A 16,817-nucleotide genomic window follows, 5' to 3' on the forward strand; every position below is an offset into this window, starting at 1 on the left:
CTTCTTATAATGTCCGCCTATTACAAAAAAAAACACAAACCATCTATAATGGTCTGTGTTTTTTATTAATGTGCTTTTTGTTCAATATTGACTCTCTTGATAAAGAACGAGATAACCAATCCAACAATGGAAACAATAATCGCAAAGATGAACGCATGTTGAACACCGTTGGTAAAGGCAAGAATTTGATTTAATGGATCCATTTTATCTGATACCGTCTCAAGGAAGCTTCTTGAACCCGATGACAGAATCGAGATTCCAACAGCTGTTCCAATTGCGCCGGAAACTTGCTGTAAAGTGTTCATAATCGCTGTTCCATGCGGATACAGCTCCGGTGGAAGCTGGTTTAATCCATTTGTTTGAGCTGGCATCATAATCATCGAAATGGCTATCATAAGCGCAATGTGCAATCCAACGATAAACCCAGTTGACGTTTCCAGCGTTACGGTTGAGAAACCATACATGGTGCCGGCTACAATCACAAGTCCAGGGATAACTAGCCATTTAGGGCCAAAGCGGTCAAATAATCCGCCCATAACCGGTGAAAGAATTCCGTTAATAACTCCTCCAGGAAGAAGCATTAGGCCAGCGGCAAAGGTTGATAAAGCTAATGATGTTTGTAAGTACAAAGGTAAAATCATCATCGCAGACAGCAGTACCATCATGCAGACTAGAATTAATAAAAGACCAATTGTAAACATCGGATACTTAAAGGCTTTAAGGTCTAACATTGGCTCTTTCATCTCCGTTTGACGAATAGAAAATGCCACTAATGCAATAGCTCCAATCACAAGAGTTAGAACAACCTGTAGACTTCCCCAGCCTCCGCCTTCTCCGGCGCTGCTAAATCCAAATACAATTCCTCCAAAACCGATTGTTGAAAGAACAACAGAAATCATGTCGATTTTTGGCTTCGTTGGTGTGGTAACGTTCTGCATAAAGAAAGCTCCAAACACTAAGGCAACAAATAACAGCGGAAGTGAAATCCAAAAAATCCAGTGCCACGTTAATGTTTTTAAAATTAAGCCTGATACGGTTGGTCCAACAGCTGGCGCAAACATAATAACAAGGCCGATAATCCCCATTGACTTTCCACGTTTATGCGGCGGGATAATAACAAGAATCGTGTTAAACATCAGCGGTAAAAGTAAAGCAGTTCCAACGGCTTGCACGACACGGGCAATCATCAGTACCCCAAACGTTGGTGCAATAGCGGCAATAAATGTTCCAATGATGGAGCAGATTAGAGATGCTATAAAAAGCTGTCTGGTCGTAAAGCGCTGAAGAATAAAACCTGAAATAGGCACCAAAATTCCTAATGTTAACAGATACCCTGTTGTCAGCCACTGTGCGGTTGTTTCGTGAATGCCAAAGCCAGAAATCAGCTCTTTTAATGCCATGTTTAAAGCTGTTTCACTAAATAAACCAATAAATCCAGCAATAAGAAACGACGTTATAATGGGCAGCACTTTGATGTTAGAGCTTTCGGCTACTGTTTGTTGATTACTCATATTAAATTGTCTTCCTCTCTTTTACATACTCTTTTTGGTGAACGTTTTTCTATCTCAATGATAAGTTGATTAGCAGACAAACAATGCATATTGATATAAAGATTAGGGATAGGTTTAAGGCATTATGTTGACTAAGCTTTTTCTTTCTCTTCTCTTTTGACCGAAGTGCTTTTTGTCTTCTAAATTCGTTTCTTTCCACAGATACCTCTCCATTTCATTTCTAAATCAACTTTAGAAACCTTCCTATGTAAACTAATTTCCATTCATAATATGGAATTTTCAATAAATAAGTTAAAACGAAATAGAACTATAAAATGAATTTCACTCTATATAACAGGAATATTGTAACACATCTATAAGTACTGTTTCTATCTAAAATATACTAAATAACAACAGCTATATACCTAACTTAGTGCCCTGTGACAATTAAACTTTGTTTCTGTTGTATGCTTTTTGTTCTGTTTGCCCTAATAGAACACAGCTAACTTTTTAATTATCAGTCAAAAGAAATAGTATCAGAAATTAAGTAATAGTAAAAATTGATACTATGGAGGTGTTTTATTATGAAAAAGTATGAAGTAACGTTTCATCTAATTAATGGTGAAATAAGTCATTTAGTTGAAGCTAAATCACTTATTCGTGCAAAGAACTACATACAGTATAGGTTTGAAGATAAAAGTAAAATATTGGATCTAGCAAATGATTTGGTCATTGTTAAAAGGAACGTCCAATATTTTACGGTAGTTGAAAAAGAATAATTAGCTATATAAAAGGACGTTATCTACAAAAGTAATGTCCTTTTATATCCATACAATATCTTATAGGATAGTCTCTTTTTTCCCATTCTGGTCACTAAAATTTTTCTCCAAATCGAATTCACATACTAATTTATCTAAATAAAAAGATATTCTTCTAAGCAGAAAAATATTATAGTTAAAAATTTATGTGGATAATGGGTAGTTCTGAACAGAATTATTGAATTCCTTCATTTTAATAAATGAAGGAATTCATCTAGGTTCTCCTCTGTATTTTTGTATTAGCTATTAATTTACATAAAACATATCTGTAAAGAGTACATGTAGAAATGAAAAGAGCAAACTCCCTGACATGTGAGTTTGCTCTTTCTATTCTTTACTCAAATTCCTTGAGTTCAACTTTTAACTTATTGTCCTATATCCTTCATCCTTTTAAGAGCTTTTCTATATTCTTGATCTCTCATATGCAGCACTTTATCAGCAGAAGGTTTAGGCTGACCAAACTTTTTTAAAGCTTCTCTATACTCGCTGTCACCAATGACTTGATTCGAAACAGCCTCTTTAGGCGAACGCTCAAAAACGGGAGTAGCTTTTTTAATGTGAACCTCTTCGGTACTCAGCTTTTCTTTATGTGTTTCTTTATCATGAGGCTTATGAGCCAGCTTGTGGCCTTTACCTGTTAGGAACATCAAAAACGAGAGAATTAATACTACAATGCTCAATGCACACGAAAACGTAGAAAATGTATGATAAGTAATGATTTCAGATTTTACATGTAGAGATTGCGTGAAATTTTCTTTACTAGCCACCTGGCTCTCTTCGCTTACTGTTGCAAGGTGATCTTTATACACCTTTGCAAAGACGATACTGCTGATTACAGGGATGACTGCAGATACTGTAACTCTTATAAATTGAACCGTGACCATCCGAGGGACTAAACTTGGTAGTGGTCCGCCTAAAGCTGCACCCATAAGACCTGCAGCAACTGTGAACCCTACTCCTGCGATTAAAGCGGCAAAGCTGCTAACAAAGAGGAATGCAGAAACATGACCGTCTAAATACATCCACTGTATGTTCACTCCCATAATAATGACCGCTCCTATAATACCTAATACGCCTGGTCCAACTTTATCATATAATACGGCACTTAATATGGCCGCAGTCGCTATTCCCCCAAAAAGCCCGATATAGATCAGTGAAATGTCCCCTTTATCAAAACTAGATCCGCTTTTAAGCAATCCTTGGAGGGATAAAAGAGTTAAACTCATACTAATATTACCTATAACAGCTATCAGAATAGCAAGAGCTGGTTTTCTAAAAGCCACTAATCTAAAAGGAATTAACGGATTTTTAATATGCCATTCTGCTACGAATAAAAAACATAAAAAAATGATGCTTCCTACTATGCCTATCCATACATAAGTAGATGCCCATCCTGATTTTTGGAGATTAAGTAATGTAAACGTAATAAATGCAGTAACCATAAGCATTAATGCTACACCGATGATGTCAAATGGTTCATGATGTTTGTGCTGTTGCTTGGCATGATCATTTGTTAAAAATTTGTAGCTGAAACATATTCCCAGTAAGGAGAGTACCGCCGCTATATAGAATAACCCTCTCCAATGTCCGTAGCTGTTCACTAACATTCCGAGAAAAATGCCCACAACGCTAGATCCATAAAATCCGCCAATAAGAATCAGTAATGCCAAGTTCCGTTTCTGAATCGGAAAAGAAAGAACCAGCATTGGAATCATCATCATAAGTGCTAAGCCCGTTCCTGTTCCTTGTAAAAAACGACCCATGCCCATTCCTAAGAAGCTGTTAGAAGCAATACTTACGATAGCTCCTATAAGAAACAAACACATCGAAAGAACATACGTCCTTCTCTCCCCTATTCTATGTCGAAGGATAGGTCCAAACGGAATACAAAATGCAAAGCTTATAACCCCTATTAAAACCGGTGTTATCGAAATATAAGATTGATCATTAAACGTTTGTTGGAGAATTTCACGTATAGAATTTAATGACGTGTTTAACATTAAACCAGGACCAATAGCTAAAACTGCCAGTAAGGAAATCCCCCAGTGTTTTTCTATTTTCATACTACAATTCCTTTCTGCCTTTCATGATTGTAAAAAACTAAAAATGCGAAGTTCATGTTTCTTCAACCCATCACAGTAGCTATGATAAAGAAGAAAGATATTGATCCTCATTTGAACAAACTAAAAAATAAAGCTTCAGTAAGGAAGCTTTATTTTATTTTCTAAGCCTGCCACTCGAATTGGCCCTAAAAGTGTTAGCTTGGTTAATTTTTCAGCCATAAATGCAGGGCTAAATTTCATATCACTTTCTAACCAAGAACAAATGACACCTATATGAGCTGATGTAATATAACTAATCAGAATGTCTTTAGGGATATCAAGTCCATCCTCTGCTTCTCCAATCGAAGAGATTAGCTCTCCGTACACTCTTTTCTTTACAATTTCCGTCATATGACTTCTAAATTGAGGTAATCCTCGGTCACTTAGCATAACTTTAAAATAATCGGCATGGTCATAGATGAATTCAAAAAGCTTTAGGAAAGAAACGGATTCATCGTTTTCTTCTACTTCTGAGGAATCCTCATTATTTTGTTTTGGTTTTACTTTCTCTATTAGCTCTTCTAAAACTTCATTCATACTCTGCATGAGAAAGTCTTGCTTATCTTGATAATGCAAATAAAACGTTCCTCGCGTTAATTCCGCTTTTTCCGTAATTTCTTGAATCGTAATGGACGTGACGTCTTTCTCTTTAAGAAGTTCGACTAAAGCGTCTCTTAAGTATTTATTTGTTCTTTTTATCCTAGGATCTACTTTTTCTTTTTTAGACATCGTTCGTCTCCTTGTATAACTTTTATTAAGTATTAGACATATGATTGTGACTTGTATAGGTGCAGCCATTTAGACCTTTTCTGGTGATTAACTATTTAAACTACCCTGTATGCTCAACGTACATTCTGCACATGATGTAAACTAATGAACATTATGTATATTAAGTCTCACAAAATATAACCAATCTGTCAATATCAAAAACTGATTAAGAACGAATCAGTTTGTTGTTAGATATGGATGGCGTGATCGTAAGAGCGAAATCTTTCGTAATGAAAGAAAAAGAACTGAAAGATATAACTGGCGATGTAAGAAGTGCTGGTTTTTTATATGCTGGAGATTGGACTATTGAGATAGCTTTTACATAGCAAACTACTCAAAAAGCAGAGACTGGGGCAAAAGTATTTTCGTTCAAGGAAGATCCGAACGCGTTTGATTCTTGATTAAGAATCAAACGCGTTCGGATTTTTTCATTGGTAGGGTAAACGTAGGTTTCATATATGCTGTTTCTTCTAGCTGTTGTTTTCCGTGTAACAAGTGATCTCTACTAGCTCATTTATCCCATTTGTTCATCTTTAGATTGAATGGATATAGTTATGTCTCAATCTCTTCTTTTATATGCCTATAAATAAAGCTTACAGAAATATAAAATAGGAATGGATTTAGGTCCTATGAAATGTTTTAGCTTATCTTAAAGATAAGAAATTCTTCTTAATGAGCATTGGTTGGCTTCGTGCTGCAATTCGGGAGCATAATAACTCAATTTTTTAATGAAATAACAAGTCTCAGGGAAATGATGTATCAGAAACCTTAACGTTTCCTTATTTAAAAGCTTGTTCTCCTTGTATTTTTCGGTCATAGCATAAACAAACCGGCTCATTTCAATAGTTGTTTTCCCTACTTCTAAGGCAAACTCTGTTTGTCTTGCAAAACCTGGCTGCTTAAATCGTAAATAACCTTTTAAATGATGGTTTTGCACAATGAATGTTTGAAACTTTCCGATATATGAATCCGCTTGTTTAGATATCATAATCTCAATCGGGTCAAGCAGGTTTTTAAACAAAACAGCATGTCCGAGCTGATCTTCCAGCCATAAATCCATTAATTTGACTAAGCTAAGAGGAACAGGCTCCTTTCCTTGTACTAAATAAGATAGAAATCTTAAATATTCCTGATTTTCACTTAACGTACCATTAAGATAAGTAGGAGATAAGTTTAGGTTCACTGCGTTTTCAATTCGAAGAGCCTGAAGAGACCCTTCAAAATCAAAATATCCTTTGGCAATTGGCCAAGCCTTCCTCGAAAATTCCATTAATGCAGGATCGTTATGCATAACATCAGGGGATAAATAGTTCAGTTGTTTTAGCAAGTCATCAAACAAATGAATATATTGCTTAGCTGTTCGGACGTATTCGACTTCCTTCACCGATAAGTGATCTCGAACAAAATAAGCATGGTCCTGAATTATTTCTAACCAAAATAAATGTTCCTCCCATAATGAAATCATTACTAGCTCTCCCTTCGGTTTTCTTATTACTACATGTTTATTAGAAGCTTTAGAAGAAATGAACCAAAGTAATAAAAAACAGGATCTCTTATTTCATCACATAAACACTCACGAAAAAGGGAATATATATACATATCCATATTTTTAAAAAGGGAGTATATCATTTGAAGAAAAAAGATAAATTGCTAATCATTTTAATGACCATTTTACCTTGGCTTAGTATTCCGTTTATTGGTAAAAGAACGCTAAAAAGATTCCTTCCAGGAAGTCTTTTTATGAGTTTATATCTTATTGCCGAAGGCAGGTTTGCAGAGAAGAAAAAATGGTGGTGGTTTCCGTACTCAATCAAGCCCAATGTTCTAGCAGAATTACCGTTAATATTTGGCCCCTTTTTAGTTGGAGCTTTGTGGATATTAAAATATACTTACGGAAAGTTCAACTTATATCTTTTAGTAAATATACTTATTGATTCTTTTTTTACTTACTTCGGACTAAAATGGTTAAAAAAAATAGGATACGTCTCTTTAGTCCGGTTGACTAGATTTCAATTATCCATTGTTTTTTTAATAAAAACGTTTGTGCTGTATGGGTTTCAGATTGTTTATGAAAAGTGTTGCCATCTATCAAAGAATTCGTCCTTATAAATTTTGCAGTCTAAGATACCAAAAACAAAACAAAATGTCTATAAATGGGAGTATATTAAAGAAAAACATTAATGAAATAGATACTGATTGCTAAGTGGAATTATGATTTTTTAGATACTATGCAGTTACCTCAGGAAGCTAATGACGCCTATGCCTTAAGGCTTAAAAAGAGTGAAAACAAGGTTAAATAAAAAAGAAGTCGCCTTTTGGTAACTTCTTTTTTTCTACTATGCATGTGTGGTTAAAACAAAAAACATATAAGTTTTTTATTTTTCAATATCTTCATCGCTAGGTTTTCGTTTATGTTTCTCACTAATAATTCTCTTGTTCAGTATCCTTACCTCACCCACCATTAGTAGTCTCATATCTTTTACAATATATTTAGCCAATTCTTCATCAGAGATATCATCACTATCAATATCAAGACGAAATTCCTGTCCTTGTATTCCACCGCCATTAGTAAAATCGACTTCAAAGTCAAAAATTACTCTTTTATCCATGTCTAATCCACCTTAACTTGTTTTAATCATCTAATATATATTCGGTTTAAGAAAACAAATGCCCTATCCAACAACTATCTAATGAAGCTTATTGTCTGATAAGTCCCGATAAAAGGACTTTTAAGTTCTAGATCGGTATTAAAAAAGGAATAATACTTTGGTAAAGGAGATTCTTTAAAACCTTAGACACCTGTTTACACCAATAAAATAAATATAATTAAAAAGACAATGGGTTGAATAAGCTCCGCTCTATTAACTCATCTTAACAATGTAACTAAATTTGAAGGGAGATTTAAAAATGAGTCAGAAACGCGATAAAGGCAATAGTCAGAAAGGCAAACCAAATAGCAATACGGTAGATCCGGTAATTGCAGCAGAAGACGTGGAAAAAGCAATTTTTCCAACTAATAAGCCTCCTGGCAACGCAAAACCTTAAAAGAAAATTAGAGTTGTATTATTAGCTGCCTGTTTGGCAGCTTCTTCTTAAGAAAAGAACTTAATAAATACGAATATGCTCAGACTTTTACGTTTTTTATACGATTTTTAGTACAAATGTTGGGACTTAGATGATGTAAAATCCTCTCTCATTTCTACTTAAATACTCTTCTTCAGCCCGCATTCTCAACATTTCTGTAGGACTACGCGACCCTTTACAGAACTTTTGAAGTAAGATGAATTACAGTTGTCAAATCGTCCTCTTAACTTATTATTAAGATTAATTTTTAGAGAGTTTTTAACTTAGAACGCTTTAAGGTATCTAACTGTTACTTACCTTCATTGCATATAAATAAGCAACATAGTCAGTCATAACTCCAGGATATCCCATTTGGCGCAACATAGCTGTTATATTTCCACGATGATATGTTCCATGATTAACTATATGTTGGATTAATTCAGATAGATTAGTTTCTAGCTGGCCAAAATTAGGATGTGCGCAGAAAACGAGTTGATCAAGGTTATCCTGGTGGTCAAAAAATGCTTTAAATTGCTCAGATAAGTTAAGAAACATCATCTCCATTTCCTCGATGCTTTTGCCTTTTATATTCTCTCTTAGTTGTTTTCCTGATTTGATAATTTCATCAAAACTATAACCTGACATGACACTTAACCATATAGTATCAGTAGTATAAATATGTCCTAACACCTCCGATACAGAAGAAAAAACATTCTTAACCTCCTTGTGGTAAATATCCTGAGGCAAGCCTTTTAAGTGACTAAAAATCCTTTGATTTGCCCATACATGGTAGTTATAAAACTGTAATTCTTGACCCTTCACTTGAGATTCCTCCCTATTCTAAAATCCACGACCAATATTAGGTATTCCTCATTGTTTTCAAAACACCTTCAAATGATTATTGAAAAAAGTATTGATTTTTTACGTTTTATTTAGGTCCGAAGTAAGGCTGCATGTGTACTCATGAGATTCAAAAAATGAACTGTAGGAGGCTATGTGGAGAGAATTATCTAGTATCTCTTCTTTAAATTATTTTATCTTGACACTGTTCTAAACGCGTGATTAGATATAATTGTTAACTTTAAATAAAATTAAGTTAACATATATTATTTTCGGTGGTGAAAGTGTATTGTATTGGGAAGAAGATATTAAGAGAGAACTTGCTTATTTAGATGAAATTTTTCAAAAACGGCACCTTGTTACTACAGAATTTGCTGAACACCCCTGGCTTACAGTCAATGGATGTAAGATGTTAAACCTTGCTTCTAATAATTATTTAGGCTACGCAGGAGATGAAGGGCTGAAGAAAACAATGAGTGATGCTGTGATGACGTATGGCGTAGGAGCAACAGCTTCACGCTTAATAGTAGGAAATCACTCTCTTTATGAGAAAGCAGAAAGAGCACTTGTTAATTGGAAGAAAGCTGAGGCAGGACTTATTATCAATAGTGGTTATAATGCAAACCTGGGAATCATCTCAGCCTTGGTTCCGCGTAATGGCTTCATCTTCAGCGATAAGTTAAATCATGCAAGTATTATAGATGGAGCCCTGCTGAGCCGTGCAAAACTGCAGCGCTATCGCCATAACGATGTGAACCACCTAGAAAATATATTAAAAAAAGTTCCCTTTGAGTCACGGAAGTTAATTGTAACAGATACTGTTTTCAGCATGGATGGGGATTTTGCCAAACTGGAGGAGCTTGTTAAATTAAAAGAGCAATATAACGCCCTACTAATGGTTGATGAAGCTCACGCAAGCGGTGTATACGGAAAAAATGGTGAAGGATATGCGCACTTTCTTGATCTGCAAGATAAAATTGATATTCAAATGGGAACGTTTAGTAAAGCGCTAGGGTCATTTGGAGCTTATGTTACCGGAAAACAGTGGCTCATAGATTATTTAAAAAATAGAATGCGAGGGCTCATTTATTCAACTGCACTTCCCCCTGCTATACTCGGTGCAATAACGGCTGCGATTGAAAAGGTGCAACAAGACACAGAGCGTCGCGCACTTCTTCAACAAAATGCACTATTTTTTAGGAAGGCCCTTACATACGAAGGATTTAACACATGCAAAAGTCAATCTCAAATCATTCCAATTTTGACGGGAGAAAACAAAATAACAATGCAGTTTGCAGAGCGTTTACAGAAAGAAGGAATTGCTGCTATTGCAGTTAGGCCCCCTACTGTTCCTGAAAAAAAAGCAAGAATTCGTTTTACTGTAACAGCAGATCATACTCGAGAAGATTTAGGTTGGGCCATAAAGAGAATTTCTCTAATTGGAAAAGAAATGAGTGTGATTTAATGAAACAATCCACTATTATAATATTTCCCGGATGGGGAATGGAAAAGGCAGCGTTTCATCCAATAATAAAATCCTTGTCTACTATATGTAACGTTTTGTGTACAGACTGGAGAGGTGTAAAAGAACTAAGTGACTTTAGAGAACGAGCAATCCAATTGCTTACTTCTACTCAAGGTACTGTTTATTTAATTGGTTGGTCATTAGGTTCCCTTATAACGCTTGAACTTGCAAGTTTGTATCCTAGAAAGATAGAAGGACTCATATTAATTGGCGGAACTAGTCGCTTTACAAACGACGTGCATAATACAAATACAGTTGGATGGGAGCAACGTATCGTTGAACGTATGAAAAAACAACTACAGCGTAATAAAGAAAAAACCCTTACTGCATTTTATAACGCCATGTTCACTAAATCTGAAAAAGAAGAAGAATTTCATCACCAATTTATTGAAGTTGTTCAGCGTGATTATCAAGGAGACAGTACGTACTCCCTCCTTAAAGGGCTGGACTATTTACTTCAAAAAGATGTTAGAATGCAACTCAATCAAATTCAAACTCCTTGTTTGTTGATCCATGGAAGAGATGATCAAATATGTTTACCTGAGTCTTCTTCTTTCATAGCTGAAAGGATTGATGGAAAAGCACAGCTGTGTATCCTAGAAAAAGCTGGCCATATTCCTTTTTTTACGAAGCCTCAGCAATGTACGCAACTTATAGAGAAATTTCTCGGAAAGGAGCTCATTTATGATTAATAAGCAACTTTTAAAGAAAAGATTCAATAATCATGCTAAAACTTATGATGCTTATGCCGATGTGCAAAAAAATATGGCAAACCAATTAATAGATCAGCTTTCCACCAATTTCTTTAACCAGGAAATAACTATTCTTGAAATTGGCTGCGGTACGGGTTATTTAACACAATTATTATGCAAAAAATTTCCTAAGGCTACTATTACAGCAGTTGATTTGTCATCAGGAATGATTGAGTTAGCAAAGAAAAAAGTAATGGAAGATCGAATTTCTTTCATATGTGGAGATATCGAGGAACTAAGTATAGAAAGACATTATGACCTTATCATTTCGAATGCAACATTTCAGTGGTTTAATAGTCTTCATACGACAATAAAAAAATTGTATAAACAACTTAAACCTACAGGCAGCCTGCTATTTTCAACCTTTGGTAATCGTACATTTCAAGAGCTTCATTCATGCTACAGCCATGCGAAACAAAAGCTTGGTCTTTCCAGTAACAGTTCACCTGGCCAATCGTTTTTTTCTCTTGAAGAGTTGTCTCAAATTTGTGAACAAGCTTAGTTCCATTGAGAGAGCATCCATTTAAACTATCAAAAATGGAGCAGCTAGAGGTTCAATACTTTCCAACGGTTCAGGCATTTTTTACATCAATAAAAAAAATTGGAGCAAGTAACAGTAACGAGGAAAGCTATTGTCAACGCCCTTCGTTTTTTCGTGAATTAATCAACCTATATGAAAATAATCATCGTGACGAAAATGGAATAAAAGTAACCTATCATTGTTTAATATTCCATGTTACAAAAACGAACCAATAGTTAATCCTGCCCTGGCTACTCTCTAGAAGTGATGGATTGCAGCTAAATTAAAAAGCGTAGTACAAGAAAGTATTTTATATAAAATCTCGCATCATCTCACATCAATTTCTATGTGAAAGAGCACGCTTCTTCATACTGTTAATTTGTTTAATAGTTTGTTGCTCAATCACCTCTTCTATTTCACATATAAATTTAAGAAAACAACACATACTATAAGCAATCCGCCCTTCCCTTTGCGGGTGAATGGTCTCTCCTTTCAATAAAGAAGTTTTTCTAAAAGCACCCTTTATGGGTGTTTTAGTTTTTTAATGTATAAATTTGAAAATTTAACACAATATTTATAAAGGGAAAGTGTCCCTTTACCTTCCCAATGTTTCATATTTTTGCCCTATGTATTACTTCAAAAATGTAAGGAGAATGATAAGCGTGGAAGAATTAAGACGGTATGTTGATGTTGTTAAGAAAAATATCGAAACTATGAAAGCTCCTGATTACGAAGGGAAAGAGAAGGATTTAGAAAACCAGCAAGAGGAACTAGAGCAGTATGAGCGATACCTCAAAGCAGAAAGTATCTCACCTGAAGGTTTTGATGGAATTGTGGATGCTGCTGTAGGTTATGCATCTAAAGATATCTCTTTTTCAGAACTAGAAAAAGTGTATAATCAATTAACTAAATAGTATTTTGATAATGGATGCCTGTTGAATTACGTGAAATACGTATAATTACGAATATAAAAAGATATATTAAAATTTAAAATAAAAAGAAGCCTTAGTCTTTATGTGACAAGGCTTCTTTTTGGAGTTTGTTCTGGGTATGTTTTACATTAACTAAAGGCGCATATCATACACTACTTAAAAATAGATAAAGCCTTTGTTCCTAAACTCCCCCCCATCATTAGACACAGACTAACAATTAGGGTCCAGTTCATTTTATATCTGTTTTTATTATCTTTTTTGTTTCCTTTTATTTTACGTATATTTAATCTTTACCCTTAATTAAGGTTAATTCATTGGTTTAAGCTATTAAATCAATTTTCTTATTTTCTTTTTCATAATAAGTAGAAGCCCCTTCTCGGTCCCTCTCCTTCCATTACTTCAAGCTCTCTACTCCAGAATCCCAATTTCAATCTACACGGTTAGAGTAAGCTTGTTCAAGAATTTGCATATAATTAGTCTCCTTAATTAAACGAACGTTACTTGATGTTGAGTTGTTTTGCATGGCCAACCTTACAATGCTCGGAAAGTCTTCTTTCTTTACACCCTCTAAATCTTTCAATTTAGGAATGTTTAATGATTCTGTTAATTCTATAATCCCTTGAATTAATTTTTCAACAGCTATTTCATCTGAATCTGAATCCTTGGCAAAGTTCATATACCTTGCTAATGTCGCATGTAGTTGCTTGTTCTCCATAGAATTGAACCTTAATACATATGGTAAAAATACTGCGTTGGCAACTCCATGCGGGGTATCATAAAGTCCTCCAAGCGCTTCTGCTAAACAGTGTACTGAGGCAACATCTGCAGATCCAAAACAAAGGCCTGCTAAGAGACTTCCTTCCAGCATATCTTGACGAGCCGCTTCATTTTTACCATCGTGGAAAACGATAGGCAATGCTGAAACAATGTTTCTCATTGCTTGAGCTCCGAGCGCTTGTGAAATAGGATTTGTTACTTTACATGTATAACCTTCAATCGCATGAACGAGTGCATCAATGCCAGTAGCGGCAGTAACAGAAGGCGGAAGACTGAATGTTAGTTCAGGATCAAGAATCGCCAAGACAGGTCTTAACAAACTATGTTTGAGTGTCATCTTTCGGTGTGTAGATGCTTCCGTAATAACAGCAGAACGAGTAACTTCTGATCCCGTACCTGAAGTAGTTGGAATACAAATAACTGGTGCAATGTTTGAATACAGGAGTCGGCCGTCTGCATAGTCAGATGGTTCCCCGCCGTTTGGACCGCACAGTGCAATAGCTTTTCCAGTATCCATTGCACTTCCACCACCAATGGCAACAACTGCATCTGCACCAAATTCACGAAATAATTTTGCACCTGCCAAACAATTCTTATCTCGAGGATTTTGTTCAATGGAGTCGAATAACAATACTCGATATCCAGAAGCCTCCAGGGCCGTTATAATTGGTGAAACTAGTCCTGTACGGACCACACCTGGATCACTCACAATTAAAATGGATGAACCAATATTTAAGGATTTTAGCATTTCTGGTAATTCTTTAGCTTTTCCCATCCCTACCTCAATTTGAGTAGAACAAAAATAGTTATAGGATTTCATTTATACCCCTCCCATTGTCTAAAATCAAATACATATCTTAATTAAATTTTAACCTTCTCTACAATTAGCAGATTCAACTGTTAGGCTACAGGTAACTTATATTTATGGTAGTTTAGACAATACACATACAGAATAGTAATGTAGTAGAGAACATAAATAAACTATATGTATATCCAACAAACTTCTTACCATATATAATACAAGCCCGGCCCCGATCATTACAGATGAATATTTAGATCGTTATTATCTAAAAAACCGATTAGTAATCTCTATAATATGTAATCAATTTATTTATGCAAACCAACCTTGGTGTTCAATAACAATAGATTTAAATACTAATCCCCTTAATGATCCAGTATTACTTCTCTAGTTACATCTAAAAAAGCACTCAAAGCTGGAGATACCCATTTGTCTTTATGCCAGACCAGCTGAGTTACGATTGGAAACTCTGGACCTTTCCATCTTAATACACTCATACTCCCTTCCTCTATTTCCTTCTCCACTGCTAGCTTAGGCAATGCTGCTATTCCAATTCCAGCCATTACACATTTTTTGATGGCTTCTATATCACCAAGTTCAAGATCACATAACGGTTGAACGGCTGCATCAACAAGTGATGCTTCAAATATATTTCGATAATCGCATTTCTCAGTAAAAAGCAGCGACTGACCATCTAGGTCCGCGGGTCTTACTTCAGATTTATCAGCTAAAGGATGATTCGGCGGACTTACTATAACAATAGGTTCCGCGACAAGCTGCTCGGCAATTAGTTTGTCCGAGTTAATGCGAGTCATAGATATTAAAACAGCATCTATAAGACCTTGAGCAAGTAAATCCTCAAAATCATTTTCAGAAATTCCAGGTCGAAAAATCAGTTTTACCTTTGGAAAACGAGCTTGAAATAGTTTCAGCAAAGCTGGTAAGCGATAGGTGCATTGGGTTTCTGAAGCACATATTGTTAACGTCCCGCTTGGCTCTTCACTCCCACCTACAGTCTCTTTTGCCTCTTCGGTTAAATCAAGCACCTTGTCCGTATATAGCTTAAAGCGCTTTCCAGAGTCAGTTAAGATAACCCGTTTCCCTAACCGGTCAAAAAGTTGTACAGCAAGTTCTTCCTCAAGAGATTTAATCTGAGCTGTTACACTTGATTGAGCATAGTGAAGGATTTCAGCTGTTCGAGTAAAGTTTAGTTCTCGAGCAGCAATTTGAAAAATTTTCAACTGTTTGAGTTCCATAGTTTTCTCTCCTAAATCATTTTCACCAATAATAATATTATTCTAAATATATCATTTCACTCATGCTGCTTGTAAGCGTAATGTCTTTCATTAATCGCTTCTCAGAGGAACGTTTGCATATCAAGAATGTATGATGCAAAGCTGCTTATTCTGGAAAAAGAACTTTGGACAGTGAACAGGACTGATCCAAGGGTTCTTCTACTTGATTGGTTCCTTTAAAAGTTATTATAGTAACTAGGATTGGACACGATATACAGAGTGAAAACAGAAAAGACCCACCTCTTTCCAGTCAAAAAAGGTAGGTTTTTCTGCTTCACGACTTTATCTAATGATACCTTATGACAGCTTGAATAGTTTGCTCAAATTATAAAAACATATTCAATTCTGAAAAGCAAAAAACAGGATCCATTTTTCTCTAATCTAAGGTTCTTACTTCTGATAAACCCCATTACATTACTCCGATGTAATAGAAGAAGGATTTTTACTTTTTAAGATAGAATAGTTCCTTAAAGAATCATAAAGGAGTTGATTTCATGTCTAAACAAATAAAAGATAGAAAAGAAATAAAGCTTTTGGATTCTCAAATTTATTTATGTGATGAAATTAGAAAGTTGTTGAAGAAAAAAGAAAAAAGAAGTCTAGCCTTTGAACAAAAGTATACAGATCATGATATATTACACATTGCTTTAAACAGATTAATGAGTGAGTTAATCTCCAGACATTAAAAATGTCGCCTATCATGTTTGATATTATTCGAAATAGATAAGTTTCATATAAAAAATAGACAGAATATTTCATCAATACCTTTACTTTGTAAACGCTTTCGTTTATACTAAGTATAGGTTGGATGGCATGAGTGGCTGTCATAGTATTTAGCGTAGGCGGGGCTAATACGAGGGAACAGGACATAGAAGAAATGTCCTTTTTTGTTTGGGCAACATTTCTTAGAAACTAGGAAATGTTATAAAATGCTTTCAAACGCTTTTTTTTACTTAGTATACCCTATCCAGTCTGGAAATTGAAAAAGACCACCTCTTCCCAGTCAAAATGAACTGCACCCCAATTGTTAGACAAAGAAACTCTAATGATTGGGGTGCTTGTATGTCTAGACATACATTTGAAGATAAGTTGAAGGCTATTGATTTGTACCTAAATAAGCGCAACTCATATAGGGA

Annotated in this window: 17 protein-coding genes; 8 read left to right on the plus strand and 9 right to left on the minus strand. The window is 35.2% G+C overall.

Features of this window, described 5'->3' with window-relative positions; genetic code table 11:
* Positions 1-65 precede the first annotated feature (65 nt).
* A complete protein-coding gene (locus tag ACN6NE_RS02395) occupies positions 66-1,511 on the minus strand; it encodes a DHA2 family efflux MFS transporter permease subunit (RefSeq protein ID WP_474324306.1) in 1,446 nt (481 codons plus the stop codon).
* A gap of 563 nt (positions 1,512-2,074) precedes the next feature.
* Between ACN6NE_RS02395 and ACN6NE_RS02400 the strand changes: the two genes are divergently transcribed.
* Entirely contained in the window at positions 2,075-2,269 is a 195-nt protein-coding gene (locus ACN6NE_RS02400) for a hypothetical protein (RefSeq protein ID WP_013058394.1), read from the plus strand.
* A gap of 404 nt (positions 2,270-2,673) precedes the next feature.
* On the opposite strand, the gene ACN6NE_RS02405 is transcribed toward ACN6NE_RS02400, so the two are convergent.
* The 3 genes from ACN6NE_RS02405 to ACN6NE_RS02415 form a co-directional block, all read right to left on the minus strand.
* The gene (locus tag ACN6NE_RS02405; RefSeq protein WP_129703475.1) at positions 2,674-4,371 is read right to left on the minus strand and encodes an MFS transporter; all 1,698 of its coding nucleotides are present in this window, start codon (positions 4,369-4,371) and stop codon (positions 2,674-2,676) included.
* Between the two features lie 135 nt (positions 4,372-4,506).
* A complete protein-coding gene (locus ACN6NE_RS02410; protein WP_474324308.1) occupies positions 4,507-5,139 on the minus strand; it encodes a TetR/AcrR family transcriptional regulator in 633 nt (210 codons plus the stop codon).
* 688 nt (positions 5,140-5,827) lie between these two features.
* A complete protein-coding gene (locus ACN6NE_RS02415; RefSeq protein ID WP_474324310.1) occupies positions 5,828-6,643 on the minus strand; it encodes a DUF2935 domain-containing protein in 816 nt (271 codons plus the stop codon).
* Positions 6,644-6,807: 164 nt separating this feature from the next.
* Here ACN6NE_RS02415 and ACN6NE_RS02420 point away from each other — a divergent pair, with 164 nt between their 5' ends.
* Positions 6,808-7,287, plus strand: coding sequence for a hypothetical protein (locus tag ACN6NE_RS02420; RefSeq protein WP_129703481.1), 480 nt, complete (start codon positions 6,808-6,810; stop codon positions 7,285-7,287).
* Positions 7,288-7,553: 266 nt separating this feature from the next.
* Here the strand turns inward: ACN6NE_RS02420 and ACN6NE_RS02425 are convergent, their stop codons facing one another.
* Positions 7,554-7,787: a hypothetical protein gene (locus tag ACN6NE_RS02425; protein WP_013058399.1), complete on the minus strand. Its 234-nt coding sequence runs from the start codon at positions 7,785-7,787 to the stop codon at positions 7,554-7,556.
* A gap of 298 nt (positions 7,788-8,085) precedes the next feature.
* Between ACN6NE_RS02425 and ACN6NE_RS02430 the strand changes: the two genes are divergently transcribed.
* Complete coding sequence (locus ACN6NE_RS02430; protein ID WP_165351633.1) at positions 8,086-8,223, plus strand: hypothetical protein; 138 nt, start codon at positions 8,086-8,088, stop codon at positions 8,221-8,223.
* Positions 8,224-8,408: 185 nt separating this feature from the next.
* Here ACN6NE_RS02430 and ACN6NE_RS02435 read toward each other — a convergent pair whose 3' ends face one another.
* Positions 8,409-8,507, minus strand: coding sequence for a DUF8096 family protein (locus ACN6NE_RS02435; RefSeq protein WP_474324331.1), 99 nt, complete (start codon positions 8,505-8,507; stop codon positions 8,409-8,411).
* Positions 8,508-8,544: 37 nt separating this feature from the next.
* Complete coding sequence (locus ACN6NE_RS02440; RefSeq protein ID WP_129703483.1) at positions 8,545-9,063, minus strand: DinB family protein; 519 nt, start codon at positions 9,061-9,063, stop codon at positions 8,545-8,547.
* A 307-nt stretch (positions 9,064-9,370) separates the two neighbouring features.
* Here ACN6NE_RS02440 and bioF point away from each other — a divergent pair, with 307 nt between their 5' ends.
* The 4 genes from bioF (at position 9,371) to ACN6NE_RS02460 (ending at position 12,792) form a co-directional block, all read left to right on the plus strand.
* On the plus strand, positions 9,371-10,546 hold the full coding sequence (gene bioF / locus ACN6NE_RS02445; protein ID WP_129703485.1) for an 8-amino-7-oxononanoate synthase: 1,176 nt from the start codon (positions 9,371-9,373) through the stop codon (positions 10,544-10,546).
* Positions 10,546-11,298 carry an alpha/beta fold hydrolase gene (locus tag ACN6NE_RS02450; protein ID WP_129703486.1) on the plus strand — a complete coding sequence of 251 codons (753 nt, stop codon included), beginning with the start codon at positions 10,546-10,548 and terminating at the stop codon, positions 11,296-11,298. The genes bioF and ACN6NE_RS02450 overlap by 1 nt, the downstream gene beginning before the upstream one ends.
* Entirely contained in the window at positions 11,291-11,860 is a 570-nt protein-coding gene (locus tag ACN6NE_RS02455) for a methyltransferase domain-containing protein (protein WP_474324313.1), read from the plus strand. Before ACN6NE_RS02450 ends, ACN6NE_RS02455 begins: the two co-directional genes overlap by 8 nt.
* 671 nt (positions 11,861-12,531) lie before the next feature.
* Positions 12,532-12,792, plus strand: a complete 261-nt coding sequence (locus tag ACN6NE_RS02460) for a YnfE family protein (protein ID WP_240702307.1) — start codon at positions 12,532-12,534, stop codon at positions 12,790-12,792.
* 445 nt (positions 12,793-13,237) lie between these two features.
* On the opposite strand, the gene ACN6NE_RS02465 is transcribed toward ACN6NE_RS02460, so the two are convergent.
* A complete protein-coding gene (locus ACN6NE_RS02465; protein ID WP_474324315.1) occupies positions 13,238-14,407 on the minus strand; it encodes an iron-containing alcohol dehydrogenase in 1,170 nt (389 codons plus the stop codon).
* 344 nt (positions 14,408-14,751) lie between these two features.
* Complete coding sequence (locus ACN6NE_RS02470; RefSeq protein ID WP_129703494.1) at positions 14,752-15,642, minus strand: LysR family transcriptional regulator; 891 nt, start codon at positions 15,640-15,642, stop codon at positions 14,752-14,754.
* Between the two features lie 533 nt (positions 15,643-16,175).
* On the opposite strand from ACN6NE_RS02470, the gene ACN6NE_RS02475 reads away from it, so the two are divergent.
* The gene (locus ACN6NE_RS02475) at positions 16,176-16,367 is read left to right on the plus strand and encodes a hypothetical protein (protein ID WP_129703496.1); all 192 of its coding nucleotides are present in this window, start codon (positions 16,176-16,178) and stop codon (positions 16,365-16,367) included.
* The last annotated feature ends 450 nt before the right edge of the window (positions 16,368-16,817 follow it).

Source organism: Priestia sp. 53B2, from assembly GCF_056099005.1.

What these genes read in the sequence shown, in the direction of transcription:
- ACN6NE_RS02455 (WP_474324313.1), top strand. Translation starts at nt 11,291, where the DNA reads ATGATTAATAAGCAACTTTTAAAGAAAAGATTCAATAATCATGCTAAA.
- ACN6NE_RS02425 (WP_013058399.1), bottom strand. Translation starts at nt 7,787, where the DNA reads ATGGATAAAAGAGTAATTTTTGACTTTGAAGTCGATTTTACTAATGGC.
- ACN6NE_RS02400 (WP_013058394.1), top strand. Translation starts at nt 2,075, where the DNA reads ATGAAAAAGTATGAAGTAACGTTTCATCTAATTAATGGTGAAATAAGT.
- ACN6NE_RS02430 (WP_165351633.1), top strand. Translation starts at nt 8,086, where the DNA reads ATGAGTCAGAAACGCGATAAAGGCAATAGTCAGAAAGGCAAACCAAAT.
- ACN6NE_RS02460 (WP_240702307.1), top strand. Translation starts at nt 12,532, where the DNA reads ATGATAAGCGTGGAAGAATTAAGACGGTATGTTGATGTTGTTAAGAAA.
- ACN6NE_RS02405 (WP_129703475.1), bottom strand. Translation starts at nt 4,371, where the DNA reads ATGAAAATAGAAAAACACTGGGGGATTTCCTTACTGGCAGTTTTAGCT.
- ACN6NE_RS02395 (WP_474324306.1), bottom strand. Translation starts at nt 1,511, where the DNA reads ATGAGTAATCAACAAACAGTAGCCGAAAGCTCTAACATCAAAGTGCTG.
- ACN6NE_RS02410 (WP_474324308.1), bottom strand. Translation starts at nt 5,139, where the DNA reads ATGTCTAAAAAAGAAAAAGTAGATCCTAGGATAAAAAGAACAAATAAA.
- ACN6NE_RS02470 (WP_129703494.1), bottom strand. Translation starts at nt 15,642, where the DNA reads ATGGAACTCAAACAGTTGAAAATTTTTCAAATTGCTGCTCGAGAACTA.
- ACN6NE_RS02465 (WP_474324315.1), bottom strand. Translation starts at nt 14,407, where the DNA reads ATGAAATCCTATAACTATTTTTGTTCTACTCAAATTGAGGTAGGGATG.
- ACN6NE_RS02415 (WP_474324310.1), bottom strand. Translation starts at nt 6,643, where the DNA reads ATGATTTCATTATGGGAGGAACATTTATTTTGGTTAGAAATAATTCAG.
- ACN6NE_RS02450 (WP_129703486.1), top strand. Translation starts at nt 10,546, where the DNA reads ATGAAACAATCCACTATTATAATATTTCCCGGATGGGGAATGGAAAAG.
- ACN6NE_RS02475 (WP_129703496.1), top strand. Translation starts at nt 16,176, where the DNA reads ATGTCTAAACAAATAAAAGATAGAAAAGAAATAAAGCTTTTGGATTCT.